General features: G+C 67.0%; 15 protein-coding genes and 3 pseudogenes. 7 read left to right on the top strand and 11 right to left on the bottom strand.

The window, feature by feature from the left end:
* The first annotated feature begins 401 nt into the window (after positions 1 to 401).
* The gene (locus ACQPZG_RS05015) at positions 402 to 878 is read left to right on the top strand and encodes a hypothetical protein (RefSeq protein WP_433544528.1); all 477 of its coding nucleotides are present in this window, start codon (positions 402 to 404) and stop codon (positions 876 to 878) included.
* A gap of 309 nt (positions 879 to 1,187) precedes the next feature.
* Here ACQPZG_RS05015 and ACQPZG_RS05010 read toward each other — a convergent pair whose 3' ends face one another.
* From ACQPZG_RS05010 to ACQPZG_RS04990, 5 genes are all read right to left on the bottom strand, one after another.
* A complete protein-coding gene (locus ACQPZG_RS05010) occupies positions 1,188 to 2,597 on the bottom strand; it encodes a transposase (RefSeq protein ID WP_433544527.1) in 1,410 nt (469 codons plus the stop codon).
* The gene (locus tag ACQPZG_RS05005) at positions 2,582 to 2,926 is read right to left on the bottom strand and encodes a transposase family protein (RefSeq protein ID WP_433544649.1); all 345 of its coding nucleotides are present in this window, start codon (positions 2,924 to 2,926) and stop codon (positions 2,582 to 2,584) included. The genes ACQPZG_RS05010 and ACQPZG_RS05005 overlap by 16 nt, the downstream gene beginning before the upstream one ends.
* Positions 2,927 to 3,199: 273 nt before the next feature.
* Positions 3,200 to 3,448 carry a DUF6928 family protein gene (locus tag ACQPZG_RS05000; protein WP_433544526.1) on the bottom strand — a complete coding sequence of 83 codons (249 nt, stop codon included), beginning with the start codon at positions 3,446 to 3,448 and terminating at the stop codon, positions 3,200 to 3,202.
* A 77-nt stretch (positions 3,449 to 3,525) separates the two neighbouring features.
* Positions 3,526 to 3,870, bottom strand: coding sequence for a DUF6928 family protein (locus ACQPZG_RS04995; RefSeq protein ID WP_433544525.1), 345 nt, complete (start codon positions 3,868 to 3,870; stop codon positions 3,526 to 3,528).
* 152 nt (positions 3,871 to 4,022) lie between these two features.
* A complete protein-coding gene (locus ACQPZG_RS04990) occupies positions 4,023 to 5,264 on the bottom strand; it encodes an erythromycin esterase family protein (RefSeq protein WP_433544524.1) in 1,242 nt (413 codons plus the stop codon).
* A 152-nt stretch (positions 5,265 to 5,416) separates the two neighbouring features.
* Between ACQPZG_RS04990 and ACQPZG_RS04985 the strand changes: the two genes are divergently transcribed.
* Positions 5,417 to 5,824, top strand: a complete 408-nt coding sequence (locus ACQPZG_RS04985) for a hypothetical protein (RefSeq protein ID WP_433544523.1) — start codon at positions 5,417 to 5,419, stop codon at positions 5,822 to 5,824.
* An 84-nt stretch (positions 5,825 to 5,908) separates the two neighbouring features.
* A pseudogene (locus ACQPZG_RS04980) lies at positions 5,909 to 7,429 on the top strand (ISKra4 family transposase).
* 607 nt (positions 7,430 to 8,036) lie between these two features.
* On the opposite strand, the gene ACQPZG_RS04975 reads toward ACQPZG_RS04980, so the two are convergent.
* Positions 8,037 to 8,549 (bottom strand): hypothetical protein, encoded by a 513-nt coding sequence (locus tag ACQPZG_RS04975; protein WP_433544522.1) that lies wholly within the window; start codon positions 8,547 to 8,549, stop codon positions 8,037 to 8,039.
* A 689-nt stretch (positions 8,550 to 9,238) separates the two neighbouring features.
* Here ACQPZG_RS04975 and ACQPZG_RS04970 point away from each other — a divergent pair.
* The 3 genes and pseudogenes from ACQPZG_RS04970 to ACQPZG_RS04960 all read left to right on the top strand — a co-directional run.
* Positions 9,239 to 9,481 carry a hypothetical protein gene (locus tag ACQPZG_RS04970; RefSeq protein WP_433544521.1) on the top strand — a complete coding sequence of 81 codons (243 nt, stop codon included), beginning with the start codon at positions 9,239 to 9,241 and terminating at the stop codon, positions 9,479 to 9,481.
* A gap of 300 nt (positions 9,482 to 9,781) precedes the next feature.
* Positions 9,782 to 10,558 carry a phytanoyl-CoA dioxygenase family protein gene (locus ACQPZG_RS04965; RefSeq protein WP_433544520.1) on the top strand — a complete coding sequence of 259 codons (777 nt, stop codon included), beginning with the start codon at positions 9,782 to 9,784 and terminating at the stop codon, positions 10,556 to 10,558.
* Positions 10,559 to 10,658: 100 nt separating this feature from the next.
* Positions 10,659 to 11,117 (top strand): annotated as a pseudogene (locus ACQPZG_RS04960) (AraC family transcriptional regulator); the annotation flags it as partial.
* Between the two features lie 213 nt (positions 11,118 to 11,330).
* Here the strand turns inward: ACQPZG_RS04960 and ACQPZG_RS04955 are convergent.
* Together ACQPZG_RS04955 and ACQPZG_RS04950 are read right to left on the bottom strand one after the other, a co-directional pair.
* The gene (locus tag ACQPZG_RS04955) at positions 11,331 to 12,623 is read right to left on the bottom strand and encodes an erythromycin esterase family protein (RefSeq protein ID WP_433544519.1); all 1,293 of its coding nucleotides are present in this window, start codon (positions 12,621 to 12,623) and stop codon (positions 11,331 to 11,333) included.
* A 145-nt stretch (positions 12,624 to 12,768) separates the two neighbouring features.
* Positions 12,769 to 13,035, bottom strand: coding sequence for a hypothetical protein (locus tag ACQPZG_RS04950; protein ID WP_433544518.1), 267 nt, complete (start codon positions 13,033 to 13,035; stop codon positions 12,769 to 12,771).
* A gap of 377 nt (positions 13,036 to 13,412) precedes the next feature.
* On the opposite strand from ACQPZG_RS04950, the gene ACQPZG_RS04945 reads away from it, so the two are divergent.
* Positions 13,413 to 14,605 (top strand): IS3 family transposase gene (locus tag ACQPZG_RS04945; RefSeq protein WP_433544517.1). Its coding sequence is split into 2 segments (ribosomal slippage): positions 13,413 to 13,677 and positions 13,677 to 14,605, totalling 1,194 coding nucleotides; the frame shifts between segments, so codons are not numbered across the junction.
* Between the two features lie 711 nt (positions 14,606 to 15,316).
* Here the strand turns inward: ACQPZG_RS04945 and ACQPZG_RS04940 are convergent.
* The 3 genes and pseudogenes from ACQPZG_RS04940 to ACQPZG_RS04930 form a co-directional block, all read right to left on the bottom strand.
* On the bottom strand, positions 15,317 to 15,592 hold the full coding sequence (locus ACQPZG_RS04940) for a hypothetical protein (protein ID WP_433544655.1): 276 nt from the start codon (positions 15,590 to 15,592) through the stop codon (positions 15,317 to 15,319).
* A 201-nt stretch (positions 15,593 to 15,793) separates the two neighbouring features.
* A pseudogene (locus ACQPZG_RS04935) lies at positions 15,794 to 16,012 on the bottom strand (DUF6086 family protein); the annotation flags it as partial.
* 126 nt (positions 16,013 to 16,138) lie between these two features.
* Entirely contained in the window at positions 16,139 to 16,690 is a 552-nt protein-coding gene (locus tag ACQPZG_RS04930) for an EF-hand domain-containing protein (protein ID WP_433544516.1), read from the bottom strand.
* Positions 16,691 to 16,809: the final 119 nt, after the last annotated feature.

The following is a 16,809-nucleotide window of genomic DNA, read 5'->3' as shown; positions in this document are numbered from 1 at the left end:
CGCTTGCGCGGCACGGCATCGTGCCTGCGAGTACGACGGAGATCCTGTCTCGGAACACCCGGGGCGGTTCGGCGAACGCGAGCGAACGCGCCATGTCCGGCACGGAGGGCAAGCCGCCACGGCAAGGGGCGGCGCCCGTGCACGGACTCCGGGCTTCGGGGTTGCGCCGGGCCGCGCTCCGACAGGAGTGGGACCGCTGGACCGCGGCCACGACCGCAGAGGTGCATATGCCGACGACTCAGTTGTGCAGTACCGCTAAACGATCGTTGATTCTGCGTGGGTTGATCGTCGGCGAGTGACCTCGAACAATGTCTACGGGCGACCGTCACGCGGCCCGGACCTCCGGCTGACCACTTCTTTCGGCGTGTCGCCACTTTGCCCCCGACATCTTTGTTGCATTCGTGAGAGAGATAGTCATCGTGAAGAAATTTACGCGCCTGGTCGGCTCATCCGCTGCCGTGATCGGCCTGGCCGGCACCATGCTTATAACAAGCGCGACAAGCGCGTCCGCAGATCCCAATTTCACATTCAACGTGGAACGAAGCGGAAAAAACTACAGCATCGAGGTCTACAACAACCGCGTGCGCGCTGGATTCGCCGACTGGAACGCTGACCCCGACAAGTCCGTCACGCCTGATATCCCCGGAGATGCCCTCCAGGTGCGAGACGTTCTTAGCGACGGATGGGGAATCGAGGCCATTGCCGTGGCCCAGGTGGGGGGGTCTGGGTATCGCATGGCAACGACACGCGGACACAACGCGGTCTACGTGTCCGACTGGAAAACCGGAAACCTCAAGGAGAACACCCCTATTGTCGTGCAGGTGTGTGCCGTCAAGGGGAGCAAGAGCCATTGCGGGTCCGCATACGGAAAAGCCTGACGCCTCCGCACGGTGGCCACGCACGCTGCGTGCGCCGCGTGGTGCATGCGTCACCTGAGCGTCTTGGTGCGGCACCGTACCGAGACGGGCTGCGGCGGCGTGAACGTTCGCGGTCGATGAACGGCATGGCCGTTGTCCCGTTCGGCGAGGACGTCACCGCCGCCGCCGAAGGCCACACCGTCCAGATCCGCTACGCCACCCGCACCCGCGCCGACCTCTCAGGCACCCTTCCTTCCACCGGCCGCGCGCCGACCTGGTGCCCAACACCATCTTGTGGTCGCGATAGTGGTCACCTGGTCGCGCGCACCGTCACCCCGGACCGAGTCGCTCGGCTCTGGTGGACAGGGCAGCGGACGTCGTCATTGGACAGGACGCCGACGCTGGTGCCTGGCCAGCTGATGCGCCACGTGCACGTGGGCGGCCCCCCTCGCCGATGACCAACGGAATGTGCGCAGCTTCTGCGAGATCTGTCGGCGTACTCGAGAATGTGGCTCTGGCAAGATTTTCGTAGCCGGAGATCATCTCGGGCTGAGGATCGGCCGACCCGCGTATCGGCGGCGTAGGTGGGCGATCAGTACGACGCGGTGGCGGAGGAGGGCGACGCCGACGCGTCCGGCCATGAGGCGCTTCTGCAGCTTGACATCGGTGATGCGGCCTTCGTTGACGCCCGAGTTGTAGCGGGTGGGTGATGCCCTGGATGACAGCGTGCTGGCCTACGCGGAGCGCTTCCGCCATGCCCCCGAGGGGCGACAGTCCGCTGGTGGTGAGCCGATCGAGCCACTGAGTCTGCGGGGCGGCGTCGCGGCTGGCCAGCATGGCGGCGAACTGGCGGACCAGGTGGTGCGTTTGCTGTAGTTCGGGGCAATGGTCGAGGAGCCGTTGCAGACGCTGCGCTGTGTGGGGTGCGATGGTCGGGGTGCTGATGATCCAGCGTGCCGCCTCACGCGGGGAGGGCGGCCGTTCGCGCGGCTCGTCCAGGGGCAGCCCGCGTCGTAGTGGTGCGACTGCCATCTTCACGCGCTGGTAGTGGCCCGGATAGCCCTTGACCAGGAGTTCCTCGTGGAGGGTCTTCGCGCTGTGTTCGCCCTCGTCCCAGCGTTGTTGCAGGTAGTTGAGGTAGGGGTCCAGGGTGGTGGTGCGGCGCGGAAGCCGTCGCGCGACCTCCTGCCAGGTGCGGGCTCGGGCGTAACTGCGTACCGTTTTGCGGTCCAGGCCGAGTTCGCGGCTCACGCTGCTGATGGAGCGGCCGGTGTCGGCAACGGTGTGCACGGCTTCGAACAGGCGCCGTGCGTGCCGGTCGGCGGGAGTCTCCGGTGCCGCGGGTGCCATGCGTGCCCCGGCGAGCGCCGGTTCCGGCTCCGGGAGTGCGGCGGGCAGGCAGTCGTGGTGGGCGGAGGTGATCTTCTGAACCTGCCGGGACAGTCCCTGCCAGAGGTGAAAGCAGTCTCCGACCTGCAAGGCGTCGGGTGCGCCGAAGGTGATGCCCTGCCGGTAGGCGAGGGATCCGTCGCGGCAGACGACCTCGACGCCGGGATGCTGGCGTAGCCATCGGCCGAGCTGTTCGGCGTCCCGGCCTTCCCAGAGGGTGAGCGGGAGGCGGGTGGTGGCGTCGACCAGGAGGGTCCCGTAGGTGTCGCCGTAGAGTGCGAAGTCGTCCACCCCCGGAACCCGGGGCGTGACCAGCGCAGGCAACGGCATCCGCATCAGCTGGGAGAGCACCGCGAGAGCGCAACACCGATGACCCGCAGCATCCGAGCGCCTCCGCGGCCCGCCAGCAGGATGCCGGCCGCCTCGACCATCTGCTGGAGCAGCGGCGTGCGCCGCTGGTAGCGGATCGTTAGCCCCGGAACTTGCTCAGCGCACGTTTGCTTCGGGCAGGCCGGATTCTCGCAGTACAGGCGCCGTACGCTCAGATCGATCCGGACCTCGCGGCCACCCATGGGATGGTCCGCGGGCCGCCGCTCGTAACGGCTGTGGACCCACTCACTCAGCGTCCCGCATCCTGTACAGCCTGCAGGAGCACGCGCCCTCGTCCGGGCCCGGACCACGACCACCGGCCCGGAAGCATCGACCGAGACCAGCAGGACGTCCGCCAAGTGCGGTAACAGAGAAGCGAGTTCAACAAGGCACTACCTGATCCTGCCCGGTACGCGGGCCGGCCGATCCTCAGCCCGAGACGATCTCCGGCTACGAAAATCCAGCCAGAGCCACATTCCCGAGTACGCCGACACCTGGTGGCGGATGTGCCGAAAGTTGCGGCGGGCACGCCCGTACGGGCGTGAGCCTCAGCAGTGACCTGCACTGTTGCCGCACCCCGAGAGCTACCTGGCCCGGACCGTGCGCTGGGCTGCGGCCCGCGGCTCCGCCTGCCGGGCCTGCTGGTCTGCTTCGCGGAAGGCTGACAGCGTGACGTCCTCGGGATGGAAGCAGCCGTCGTCGGCCCGGCCTTCGAGGACGAACCCGAAGAAGACCCGCAGGACCTCGTTGCCCAGATCCAGCGGGTGGAAGGGCAGGGGGCAGCCGGGGGCGTGCCGGACGGGGCGCTGTCCGGCCCAGAAGTCCCGCTCCACGGCAGCGGCTTGCCGATCTGCTCTATGACGCCCTCATCAGGGGCAAGGCTCAGGCTCCGCACGAGCGTGCCGTGCTCCTACAGAGCGAACCCCAGCCAGTCGACCGTACTGTCCATGGCGACCGCATAGGCCCGGGGGTGATCGGCGCGGGAGACGTACTCGGCCAGCTCACCAGGGCGGGAGCGGCCCAGGTCCCGCGACGTGAGGATGTCGACGTCAGCGAACCGCCCGGCGCAGACCAGCCCGGGTTTCGGCCGGACCACCCTGTCCAGTACCCGCGGACCGGCCGGTCCCAAGCCCTCCACCGCCAGCACCGTGGCGACCAGGAGCCGGGCCTCCGCCTCGTCAGCCACCAGCCCCGGACGCAGGGCCGCACGAGGTGTCTGTCGCGCGAACGCGAGCAGCGACGCCTTCGAACCCATGAACTGCCACCCTTTCTATCGGTATGTGATCGCGCGTGAACGGCATGCGAGTCCTTCGTGCCTCGCTGGGTGTCTGGGCGAGGGCCGGGCGTTGGTCGTTGGGTGTGGATCCTCTGAAGTGAAGATCGTGGTGTGTGGAGTCGGAGCATGCTTCACGAAGATGCCTCAACAGGCGGAAGTGGCCGTGAGCATGTTGTGGTGGCGATGTAGGCCAGCCCGTCGTATTCATGCGCGAGCACGGTCGGCCTCCGGTGCAGGCGGTAAGCCCAGCGCGGCACTTGGGCACCGAACCTGCGCAGGGACTGGGTGCTGCGGAGCCACTCCCGCACGGTGGCCGAGGCTTCGCCTCCGGAGCGGAGGTCGATGAGATGGTTGCCCACGGTAGCGGTGGCAAGCTGCGCCTCCACCGTGGTGATGCCGGCCATGCCGATACGGTTGTTCATCGGTCGACGGGAACGGGTACCGGGCCACATCCGGCCGGCCCGGAAGGCGCCTCTGCCGAAGAGCAGTCCCAATGCGTAATAGGCGTCTCCGTACTGCTCGCGCAGGTGCTGTCCCAGGGGTGACGGGCCATTGCCGTACCGGCTCTTGGCGATGTGGCCGTTGTGGGCCCATACCGCGACCTTCGCGGACGGCACATCGAGCAACTCGCTCACGTTGTCGGCCATGTACCGGTCGCGCACGGCACAGGCGGTCTGCTGCGGATCCTCATGCAAGCGATGACGTGACACCAGATCGGCGGCCTGGGTCAGGATCCGCGCATGCCCGATCATCTCCGGTGCGTCAGGGGCGAAGTCACGGAGAAAGTCGACCAGTTCCTCGGCAGCGTGCACCAGACGCCGCCGCAGGTCGGGATACTGCCCGGGATAGGCGTTGCCGAGTACGCCGAATGCGGCGTGAAGTCCGGCCGCCCGCTCCGGCACACGCACCCGCAAGAAGGCTTCGAGTTCGCTGATCGAGGTGCCGCACCGTTGCGGATCGATTCCTACGAAGCGCACCTGCTGGTTCTCGGGCCGCTCGCGGTTGTACGCGCGCATCCACTCGATGACCGCCAGTACCTTGTCGGTCCGCCAGGTCCAGAACCCCAGCCCACAGAGCACCGTTCCTGCGTCTCCGGTACCGTGCCGTACGTAAGCGTCGACGGCCTGCCCCGCTGATGCGCTCGCCTCCATGGCCAGTACGGAAAAGCCCATGTCCGTGACGAGGAACTCCAGCAGGCGGTGCTTGAGCTGGAAGAACTCATGCGTACCGTGCGTGGACTCTCCCATGCCCACAACGCGCACGTCGCTCAGCGTTTCCACCAGCGGCTGAAGGTCCTCACGGCGCGAGCCCGCAGCGAGAGTGTTGAGGGGCAGGGCGTTCTCCCTCAGCCAACCTGTCACCTCGGCAGACACAATGCCCCCGCCCCATAGCTCGTATGTGTGAATCAGGCTAGCCGCAGGCGGCCGGAACAGGGGCGGCGATCCGGCTCCGACTGGAGGGAAGAAGCTGATTGCGGGGTGCCGGGAGCCGGCTGCTTCTACCGTGGCTGGTGGAGGAGGAGGCTATGGGGTCGTTGCCGGAAGGACTTCAGGCACGGGAGCACACGGCTCGGTGGCAGGTGGAGGAACTCCAGGCCGAGGCAGCTGAGTTGGCCGAGCGCTTGGATAGAGCCCGCGAGGCGCTGTCTCGCCTTGTGATCATGCGGGAGACCGTCGAGGCGGTACTGAGCGACATGGCGGGCGGGGAGCCGGACGACGTGGTGGAGGCGGATGCCGAGGCTTCCGCGCAGGGAAAGGGTGTGGAGCCGTCTCGCCAAGTCGGGGTGATGATGGTGCCGCCGTGGCGTGAGGGCCTGGTCGTGGCGGTGCTGCCGGATATCTACCGGGACGTCGTGGAGATCGTCGCTGATGCGCCGGGGCAGTTCACCCTCGCCCGGCAGGGTCCGGGCCGAGACCGGGACAACTCCCGGTGATCAAGGGGCTCTTCCTCGTAGATTCGAAGGTGCCAACCAAACGAATCACTCCCGAAGAAGAGCCCTATGGAACCGTAAGACGCCTTGGGTGAACCTGATCCGTACCTCACCTCCCATGATGCTTTCGAACGCTCATCTCGACGCTGGCCGACGGCCAGGCGGCGAACCTGCATCACGACGAACTGGAAGCCCAGCTCGAACAGCTGGGACGCGAACTGCTGCGGCAGCTCATGCAGGACCACCTCGATCAGCGCGCCAGGAAGGAAGAGGACACCCTGCGCGCGGACGGAGAACACCTGCGGGTGATGGGTCCGGAAGGACTGCTGCGGACCTGGCGGGAACGGGGACACAATCGGCTGCTGACCTGTGTGTCCGGGCAGGTGCGGGTGACCCGGATCGCCCATCGAGGCCGGAGCCTGGCCAACGTGCACCCGGCGGATGCGCAGCTGTCACTGCCCGCCGGCCGGCACGCGCGCGGGCCTGGCCCGGCTCGCAGTCCTGGAAGCGGTGCGCGGCTCGTTCGACCAGGCCGCCACAGCGGTCGAGCGGCGGTGCGGGAAGGTTCTGGGTAAGCGCCGCCTCAAGGAACTGGTGGTCGCCTCGGCCGTCGACATCACCGCCTTCTACGCGGCGAAGATCCCCACCCCGTGCACCCGTGACAGGCCGCTGTTCATCCAGGTCGACAGAAAGGGGGTGGTGATGAGGCCCGAGGCCCTGCGCGAGGCCACTCGCAAAGCCGCCGCCAAGACCGCCGCGGCCGGCAGGCGAGGTCGCCTCGCGCCGGGCGAGGAGCCCAGCCGGAAACGGATGGCCACCGTGGCCTGCGTCTTTGACACTCTGCCCGCACCCCGCACCCCGCCGACCGCACGACAACATCCACCGGCCCGGCGGCCGCACCGATACCCGACCGCCCCGGCCGGGCCTGAAAGCGGAGCGGAAATGGGTGACCGCCTCGCTGGTCCGCACGCCTGAACAGGTCATCGCTGACGCCTTCGACCAGGCTGCGATGCGCGACCCAGGTAAACAGCGCGAGTGGATCGTGCCCGTCGACGGCGCCCCGCCACCAACTCGACCTCATCCATGCCGAGGCCGCCCGCCGCGGCCACGCTGGTCACGTCCTGCTCGACTTCGTGCACGTCCTGGAGTACACATGGACGGCAGCCCGCGCCTTCCACCCGCCAGGCAGCCGCGCGGCCGAGACCTGGGCCGCCACCCACCTCACCACGATCCTCGCCGGACACGCCGACCGCGGAGATGTCCGCACAGGCAGCAGCCGAAGACCTCCCCGCCGCCCGCCGTGAGCAGGTCGCCGCCTGCCACCGCTACTTGACCGGCCACCTCGACCAGCTCCGCTACGACACCGCCCTGAAGAACGGCTGGCTCATCGCCACCGGCGCAGTCGAAGGAACTTGCCGCCACCTGATCGCCGACCGACTCGACATCACCGGCGCACGATGGGGACTCGACGGGGCCGAAGCTGTCCTCCATCTTCGTGCGCTGATCACGAACGGCGACTTACAGGACTACTGGAACTTCCACGCGGCCCGCGAACATCAACGCCTCTACCCCAGCCCTGACCAGCAGAACTACCGCCTCACCGCTTGATCCCGACCGTCACTCCAGAGGATCCACACCCAACGGCGATGCACCCCTGGTCCGCCTCGCAGAAACCGAGCCATGTCCCGGCGCGGGCCTCCTCGGGATCACCGCCGAAACAGCGGATCACAGCCGCCTCGTCGGTGGTGTGCACCGCGGTGACAGTACAGGCTTCCGCCAACCCGAGTTCGGAGCGCAGCAGTTCAGACGTGACCGCTCCCTCGTCCGTCAGTCGGAGGTGGTGGACGGTATTCGTCCGGGTGACGGTGGCGCGGCCGCGCTCGTCGCCTGCGAGCAGGAGCAGTCAAGAAAATCGACGCGTTCATGCCGTGGAGACTCCCGCGCGGGCAAGGATCCGCCCGCCTCAATGAGACACCACGTAGGCAGAACCCCTCACGTGCACATCAGGCCGTGCCGTCCCGGTGGACGAAGGGATGGCACGGCCCAGGAAGCAGAGACGATCGTTGCCGACGGCCTTTCAGCTACGCGCAACGACGGCGTCGCTGTTCTTCGCGACTCTCACGGCGCTGACCGTCGAAAACCGAAAGCGGGCCACCTGCAGAAAAATGAGCTTTCACCATTTTTGCGACTTTCGGCGGCCTGCTGTCGATTCCCCTTAGAAAGGGGCCTTTGCAGCGACATGTGCAATGGTGTGCTTGGGCCAGGCCCCGTCTGCCTCGCCCGGGGCGCCGGTCGTCGCAGAACCAGAGTTCGAGGCGCGATAGGTCCAACCCTTGGTCATAGGCAGTGAAATAGTCGGTGTGACACACTTCGTAGCTTTGGCACACGCCTTGCCATCCGAAGCAAACGTCTTCCCGTTATTACCGGAAAGAGCGACCGTGGGGCGCATGATCAGGGCCTTCTTCGAGCAGACCTGGGTACCGTACGCCTTGACCTTCGATCCGCTCACCCACATGGTGACGATGTTCTTGCAGCCCTTATAGGAACCCGAAGTGCTTTCCCAGGTCGTGCCTGCCGACGCCGAAGTTGCCGTACCCACGACACATGCAGCAGCGGTAACACCCACGGCAATCCCGCGCAGAATCTTATTCATTTCCATTCCCCCATGTATACCGGTCAGGCGCGTAGTCATGGCGCCTTCACCAACAGGACGAAACATAACACTCATGAGCCGGAAAAATAAACTCGGAGCATAAGGGAATTAAACTCCCAAAGCACGGGCCCGTCCGCGCGCCCGCAGGGGCAGCGATGCGCGGAACACGGATTGTCGTATCTGCGTGAGCAAGTTCGACTCCTGCGTCGAGGTATGCGCCGACACCCCGAGGGGCTCTCGCTTTCTGGACGACTCGGCACACCGTCAAGTGAGCTGTACTGAGTGGACGTTGAGTCCGTTTCTGGTAGCGGTCTCGTCCGGGCTGAATGAGGAAGCCTTGGCGAGTGAGGCGTCCGAGGCGGGTGCGGGTGATGTTGACGGATGCTTCGTCGGTGGGCATGCCGAGGAACTCGTGCAGCTCACGGGCTCGAAACACCTGGTGAACCCTCGCCTCCCGGGCCAGGGCTGAGCGCATGGTGCCCTGCCGCGGTTCGCTCCGATACTCGCCACCCCCGGCGCCTTTCCTGCCCCGCAGTCGGAGCACCGGTGGAGCGCGGAGACCAAGTACGACGGGCAGCGCGCTCGTGTACCTGCCGGGCGACGGCACGCTCGTGCTGCGCTCCCGGTCGGGGCCGCGGTGACGGAGGCCTATCCCGAGCTTCACTCGTTGGGCGATGCCTTGGGCGGGGTGCCGACGGTGCTGGACGGCAGATCATCGCCCTCGACGGGCAGGGGCGAGCGGATTTCGTGCGCCTGCAATCGCGGTGGGGCTGTCCGGCAGTCCGGCGAAGGCCGCCCGCCTCGCCGCACAAGACCCCGCGCATCTGCTCCTCTTCGACGCGCTGCATCTGGGCGGCCGCGACCTGACTCGCCTGCCTTACACCGAGCGCCGCTACACCTTGGAGGACCACGCTCTGCACGCCGCGCACTGGTCGACTCCCGCCGCGGTGATCGGGCACGAGGTCCTGGCACCCGCGCCCCGTCCCTGGCCGAGGCCGAGGCCATGAAGACCGCCACAGCGGCCACCGCCGCCTCGGGTGCCCGGCTGTGCTCGGCCGCGTTGGCGAGCAGTTCCGCCGCAAAGGAGTAGGCGAGCTCCGCTGTTGCCGATCCCGTTGCGCGAGGTCCGAATGAAGACCCGCCAGAGGCACGGGCCTCGGGGGAGAGACAGGCGCAGCCGTTGGCGACGGGACCGATCGCGGTTGGACTTGCGGCGAGCGCTGCCTGACCGCCCTCTGCTGATCACCCGACCAAGGCGGTGCAGAGAATATCGGGTGACCGGGCCGGTGTCGCCACAGGATGGGGCCATGGATGACACGACCCTGGTATCCCGTTTCCTCCGCGACGGCTTCGTGAAGCTGGAAGGCGCTGTCGCACCGCGCGTGGCCGCGGACTGCGCGCGGCTGCTGTGGCGGGAGACGGGCTGCGATCCAGACGACCCGTCGACGTGGACGCAACCCGTGCACCGGGTGCCCGGCATGATGCAAGGGCCGTTCGCCGCCGCGCCCAACTCCCCGTCGCTGCACCGCGCCTACGACCTGCTCGTCGGTGTGGGGCGCTGGGAGCCTCGCTACTCACTGGGCACGTTTCCGCTGCGCTTCCCGCACGAGGAGGAACCGGCCGACGCGGGCTGGCACATCGAGGGAAGCTATCTGCCGGAGGGAGAGAGCTGGTACTTCACCAATCTGCGCTCCCGGGGCCGGGCGCTGCTGATGCTGTTCCTGTTCAGCGAGGTCGGGGAGGAGGACGCCCCGACTCGGATCCGGGTCGGCTCGCACCTCGACGTGCCGAAGGTGCTGGAGAAGTACGGGGATGACGGGGCGAGCGGGCCGGCCCTCGCCCCCGATCTGGTGGCGGCGTCCGACCACCGGCCGCTCGCCCTTGCCACCGGGTCCCCGGGCGATGTCTTCCTGTGCCATCCGTTCCTGGTACACGCGGCGCAACCGCATCATGGGGTGAGGCCTCGCTTCATGGCCCAGCCGCCGCTGATGCCGGCCGCAGCATACGAACTGGAACGGGCCGACGCCGCGTACTCACCCGTGGAGATCGCGATCCGCCGGGGCCTGGGACAGGACACCCCCTGACCGAGAGGGGGCAAAAGCAACCACAGCGCCGGACAGGCGTGCTTCACGACCATCGCCGGCAAGGCAGTGGTGAGGAAGGGAAAGGACAAGAGAGACAGGGGTGTTGGAGCGACTGAATCAGGCCATGGCGCACATCGAGCGTCAGCTGGAGCGGACTTTCGACGTAGCCGAACTGGCACGCTTCGCGCCCACTTCCGAGCACCACTTGCGCCGGATGTTCTCCGCGCTCGCTGGCATGCCGCTGCCGGAGTACGTCCGACGCCGCCGGCTCACCCTCGCGGGCGCGGAAGTGCCCGCGAGGCACGACACGCTGCTGGATATCGCGGTGCGCTACGGCTACAGCTCCGGCGAGGCGTTCGCACGGACGTTCCGTGCCATGCACACCTGGGTGGTCTTCATTGCCTCTGGGCCGACACCACGGGCCATTCAGGAGCTGTGGCGGGACGTGTACACCAAGTGGCTTCCGTCGAACTCGTATCGCACCCGCACCGGCCCTGAGGTCCTGCGCACCCGCCTATCGCCGGACAAGACCGAGACTGACGCCGAACTATGGCTCCCCCGGTCGAGCCCGCGCACGGCTGAACGCAGCATGCTCGCACCGATCACCACTTCGTCTCAGCGTCTCGTCCGCCGCCCAAATGCGGTTGCCCCACCCCGGTGAAGGGGGTACGCCAATCTGCTTCCGCCCTATCGGGGAGCGCCTCTACGCTTCTCGCTCCGGGCCTCCACCCGCGGACTCAGGCCCCACAAACTCCTCGCAGACAAGGGCTGTCTACCCCGTGAGGTCTGCGCTGAGCGTGGTACGTGGAACGCAGACGACTGCGTCGTAGGCATCCAGGGCCGGCACAGGCAGGAAGCCGTCGTCCATGCGGATCTGAGTCGGCTCTGACAGGCCATGCTGTCGTGCATGCGCGCGTAGGGCCCGGGTGTCGATCATGGTGGGTGCTGTTGGGGCGCCTTCGAACAGTGCCTCCACACTGTTGGGTGGCGCAGCCGGGGCGTCAGTCGCGCACTGACGCATCCCGGCGGGGTGAGCCGGATCGGGCACGTTCGTCACGGTCCTCCCGCCACTGCTGGTCATCGCCACTGAAACGTAGTCGTTTCCGAGCTGCTGGGCGAGGGCGTGCCCCATAGGGACGCGAGGCAAGGGGGTGCCCTCGGGATTGGCCGTGCGCTGGATGTGGGCGTTGTGCGCGGCGAGCACGATGCGGGTGTCGGGGGCGGATCGGTCGAGTAGCGTCAGCAAGCTGTCGGCGAGGTAGCGATCGCGGGCGGAGAGGTCAGCTGCATCCGGCCTCCCGTTGAACAGCTCAGCCATTGCACGCTGCATCTGGTCTGGGCGCCAGGCCGCCCAGACGTCCGAGACTACGTCCTCGTACAGGGTGGGTCCTGCGGAGTGGATGAATACCTCGCGCATCGCCGTGACGCGGTTGAGCAGTTGACTGAGCGGGGCCGAAAGTTGGTCCTGGATCGCAGCGTCCAGGCCAAGGCGGGCCTGGGCCGAAGCAAAGCCCGAGCCTCCTGCAAGTGGCTCTGACAATTCAAGGGCAGTCCGGGCGTAGCGAGCTGCGTGGGGGTCGATGTCGGCCAAATGCCGGGCTACCGGTTCAAGAGCCGGAGCCAGGGAGCCGCCGGCCGCGGGTATGTCGAGTCCGGCGAAGTGGACTGGGCGCGCCGTTCCGGCGTTATGGGCGCGCAGCCACCGCAGGGTGTCGCGGCCTTCGGCCGACTGGCTCGGGTAGCCGCCGGTAGGGGGAGTGAGAAGGGCATCGAGATCTCCGTCGCCGCCCCGCATCCACACATCGACAGTCCGGCCGGAGGCGGTCCCGAGCTCCACGGCGTAGACGGTGAACCCGCGCTCTTGGATCAAGAAACGCAGTACTCGGTCCCGTAACAGCCCGTACTCCCGTATCTGATGGGAGCTTTCGCCCAAAGCGACGACGCGTGCACCGCCGATGAGACGATCCAACGGTGCCAGATCGTCAACTGCGGCATCGGCACCGCCAATCGACGCGGCGTTGCAGGCAGTCCATTCAGCAAGGGGCGTTGGGGCTGTGAGGTCCATGATCACGACCCTAGCAACCGGCGCCTGCACACCGAGCGGGCTCTGCTAAGTCAGCAGGGGGCGGCTACGCAGGGTACGAACGCTGAACTTCGCCCGGTCGCGCGAGGACAGTGCTCCCTTCGGTCGGAGGCCATCGGTGAGTGTCTCAGATCTGGTCCCGGCGGCGAGGCCGCAGCGGACGGTAGCCGGCCAGGTCGAGCTTGGCGCGTTCGGTGTCGACCTCGACGTTGATCGTGCCGTCCGCCGCAGCCAACGCGTCCACCAGCTGGTGCTGGACCGAAGCGACGAACGGGCTCCCGAAGTACACATCCTCCTGGCCGTCGAACTTTCGGTCGAACAGCATCTTGTGCACAGCCCGGACCTCGTCGATCGAGTCCAGATGTACCAGCGGTATGACACCGTCTCCCGCCACGAGCCCACATCCTCGGTCTCAGCAACCACGTACCGAGGAAACCGTAGTGGCAACAGAGCGGGTCTGAGCAAGATCCACTGAAAAAGAGCAAGATCGACCGGCACAGGACAGCCTCTCTCACTCCCGCACGTCGGCGCCCACTGACCTGTCGCAGTGCATGCTGAGCCTTCTCGCCGAACGTTGGGGGCCGATACCTGTCGGGCGGAGTGGGCAGGAGCCAGCGACGTGCTGCTGAGGCAGGCCATCAGCCGTTGTGCTCGGCCGTTGCGTCGAACCGTTCCCACACGCGAGGAGGCGGGACAAAGTGAGCTGTACTGAGATTTGTGGAGTCCCTGATGCCAGGGTTACGGTCCTGGCGAAGGAGAACCACCAGCACCATGGCAGCACCACGTAAGTACCCGGATGAACTGCGCGAGCGCGCGATCCGTGAGGTCCGCACCACCGGCCGCCCGATCGCCCACGTCGCGAAGGACCTCGGCATCCACAAGGAGGCCCTGCGCGGCTGGGTCCGCCAGGCCGAGGCCGACCGCGGCGAGCGGGACGACCGGCTCACCACCGCCGAGCTCGACGAGCTGAAGCAACTTCGCAGGGAAAATGCGGAGTTGAGGCGGGCGAACGAGATCCTGAAAGCCGCATCGGTGTTTTTTGCCCAGGAGATCGACCGTCCCCGGACGAGGCCGAGCAGGTGATCGACCACCTGCGTCACAGAGGTCTCGGGGTCGATCCCGTCTGCCGGGTGCTGGAGCTGTCGCCGTCGACGTACTTCGCCCGCAAGAAGCGGCCGAAGTCCGCCCGCCGGCTCCGCGACGAACAGCTCATGCCGCTGATCGAAGAGGTCCACGCCGAGTCGGGCGGTACCTACGGCGCTCGCCGGATCGCGCGGGCCCTCGGGCGCAAGGGTGTCGAGGTGGCCCGCTGCACCGTCGAGCGGCTGATGGCCGAGCTCGGCCTGGAAGGCGTCATCCGTGGCCGGCGGCGCCGGACCACGGTTTCGGAGCCGTCGGCGCCGCGTCCGCCGGACCTGGTCGACCGCGACTTCAGCGCCTCGCGGCCCGTCCAGCTCTGGGTCGCGGACATGACCTATGTCCGCACCTGGTCGGGGTGGGTGTATGTGGCGTTCGTCCTGGACGTGTACTCGCGGATGATTGTCGGCTGGCAGGTCGCGAACCACATACGGACAGAACTCCCGCTGGACGCCCAGGAGATGGGGCTGTGGCGGCGTCGGATCAAGAAGGACTCCGGGCTGATACATCACAGCGACCGCGGGTCGCAATACGTATCAATTCGGTATACCGGCCGGCTCTCTGACATCGGTGCCTCCGCGTCGGTCGGCTCCGTCGCGGACAGCTACGACAACGCGATGGCCGAGGCCCTGAACGGCACCTTCAAGGCCGAGCTGATCGAGATGCAGGGCCCCTGGAAGGACGTCGACCAGGTCGAGCGGGCGATCTTCCAGTGGATCACCTGGTACAACGAGGAGCGTCTTCACTCCGCGCTCGACTACGTTCCGCCGGCCGAATACGAAGGAGCCTTCTGGCGGTGCCACGAGCAAATCCCGCAGTCCGCCTGAACCAATCAAGATCGGACTCTACGAAACTCGGGGCAGCTCAAGAGCGGGCCCATGATGGTTCTGCTCACGTAAACGCCGGTTTCTGGCACAGATCTTGGGAGCGGTCGCGGAGGGCGCCCAGGGTGTTCGGTTCCAGGGAGGCGGCGACCGCAGGGACCGTCAGTGTTCACGCGATCTGGTCCACCACCAGCGCGTCGTTGCCCACTCGTTGCAGTCGGGCTCCGGCAAGGTGCGGCGCTCGAATTCCTCATCGGTAAGCGTGAGCAATCGGCCCAAGTCCCGTCCGGCTCCGGGCGGAAGACACAGCATCGCCCACTCCAGGTCATCGCGGGCATCTCCCACCCCGGGTGAAGCAAACGCGGAGGCGTCCAGGTAGCGTCCGGGCTGTTCAAAAGCCCACTCGAAACACGAGAGTGCTTTGGCGACCGCGTTGGGCCACATCTCCTGGTCTTCGACCCGGCGAATCGCTGCACGAGTCCGCGCGGAGACACCGGGGACCCGCAGAACCGGATACTGCCTTCGTGGCCGCCACCGCTGTACACGGACGGCCTTGGGACGCCTACGCAGCATCGCCCTTTCGGATCAGCATGAGGCCATCCTGCCACGGCTGGGCACCCCCATGCGCTGGCTGTATACCGGCCACAGCAGGAGTTCTCTCCATCTGGTTCTCGCGCAGCTCTTGGGGCACGTCGGGGTGGTACCGGAGGAGGATCATTTTGTGGAGTAGTTCGAATCCGGTCGGCCGTAGAGCTGCCGCTTGGTCAAACGGCTCCCGCAGTGGCTCGACCCCGGCGCCAAGACGACCTGCTCAGTCTCTGCAGTCTCGCCGCAGACATCGACCGAGACCGCACCGCCGTTATCGCCGGCCTTACCCCTGCCTGGAGTTCCGGTGGTGTTGCACGACATGTCAACCGGATCAAGATGCTCAAGCGCCAGTGGTTCGGCCGAGCCGGCTTCGGTCTCTTGCGCAAGCGTGTCCTGCTCCACCCGTAGAGCCCCGTTCCCGAGTCGCCGGAGGTGCTGGCAGACGCGGCTCAGTACGCCGTGTGTCGGAGGAGCTCCCGTGACTTCTGCTCCAGTGCGCCTGTCGACTCCTTTGCATGGGGCCCGAGCCGTCTTGAGGTAGTGGCTCTCGGCGCGCTCGGACTTCTGCCGGCTCACCTCGATGTTTGCTGTTCCAGCCAAGGCCAGCACCGCGGCAACGAAACCTTCGGACGGGCCGGCCATGGCAGCGTGCCCGGTTTCGCTGTGCCGGGCGAGCAGGGCAACGACGAACGCTTCGAATGCGAGGGGGTCAACCTGACACTCGTCAGCGCCGCAACGTGCGCCCACGCAGCCACCGGGACGCCGCTCGCCCGAGGCCGTCGACGCGGTGCGGCCGGGCACGGCGGAGCTGTGCGAAGACATCGAGCCGGTCGTGGAAGACGCGTCGTGAGGTGCTGCCCGACCTGAGCTCTTCTCCTGGTACGCCGAGGCCCACACCGGCAGTGGTGTGGGCCTCGGCGTACCCGGCCTGGACCGAGTAGAGGGCAGTCAGCCGACGAGCCTGCCGAACAGGTGGTTGGCAGGGGCGTCCGGGTCGTTGCCGTAGAAGAACTCCGCGACCGCCTGGTGAAATTCGGCGCGGTCCAGCGCACCGGAGCCGTCCTGGTCCAAGGCCGCGAAGACCGCGGCGCAGTCTTCGCCGGGAACGCCGGCGACCGAGTGGTACATCTGCTGGAACTCCGCCTGGTCGATCCTGCCGTCTCCGTTGAGATCGGCCAGGTCGAAGAAGCAGTTGGTCACCGGTGCGATCTGTTCCGGATACAGGGCCGGGTCGGTGAGGACCTGCCGGAACCCTTCGGTCATCTCCCGCAGATCGACCTTCCCGTCACCGTTCTGGTCCATGGGGGCGATGACCTTCGCCCAGAACCCGTCCATCCCCTCGGTGAGCGTGCGGGCTGTTGTGGAGTCCGGCGCGGCGCCACGAGCAGCGATGTAGCGCTCGCTCATCATCCGGACGTCCTGGTGGGTGATGAACCCGTCGCTGTCGACGTCGGCGCCGCGGAACCACTGGCCGTACTTGAGGTCTTGAAGTGCAGTCACAACTGCGCACAGTAGTCATGTGACTACGCGGGAGCAAATGCGGGTGTGGTGGTTCTCTCTGCGGACGGGGCAGCTTGCTCGCGGTGTGTGCCCACGGAGGGTGGGAGGACGACTCGAAG

Origin of the sequence: Streptomyces sp. CA-294286 (assembly GCF_050947155.1) — a bacterium.
Taxonomy (GTDB): domain Bacteria; phylum Actinomycetota; class Actinomycetes; order Streptomycetales; family Streptomycetaceae; genus Streptomyces.
Note: the sequence above shows the minus strand (reverse complement) of the source record. Positions and strands in the feature narration are given on the sequence as shown.

What these genes read in the sequence shown, in the direction of transcription:
- ACQPZG_RS04995 (WP_433544525.1), bottom strand. Translation starts at nt 3,870, where the DNA reads ATGGGTTCGAAGGCGTCGCTGCTCGCGTTCGCGCGACAGACACCTCGT.
- ACQPZG_RS04985 (WP_433544523.1), top strand. Translation starts at nt 5,417, where the DNA reads ATGGGGTCGTTGCCGGAAGGACTTCAGGCACGGGAGCACACGGCTCGG.
- ACQPZG_RS04975 (WP_433544522.1), bottom strand. Translation starts at nt 8,549, where the DNA reads ATGAGTGTTATGTTTCGTCCTGTTGGTGAAGGCGCCATGACTACGCGC.
- ACQPZG_RS04965 (WP_433544520.1), top strand. Translation starts at nt 9,782, where the DNA reads ATGGATGACACGACCCTGGTATCCCGTTTCCTCCGCGACGGCTTCGTG.
- ACQPZG_RS04955 (WP_433544519.1), bottom strand. Translation starts at nt 12,623, where the DNA reads ATGGACCTCACAGCCCCAACGCCCCTTGCTGAATGGACTGCCTGCAAC.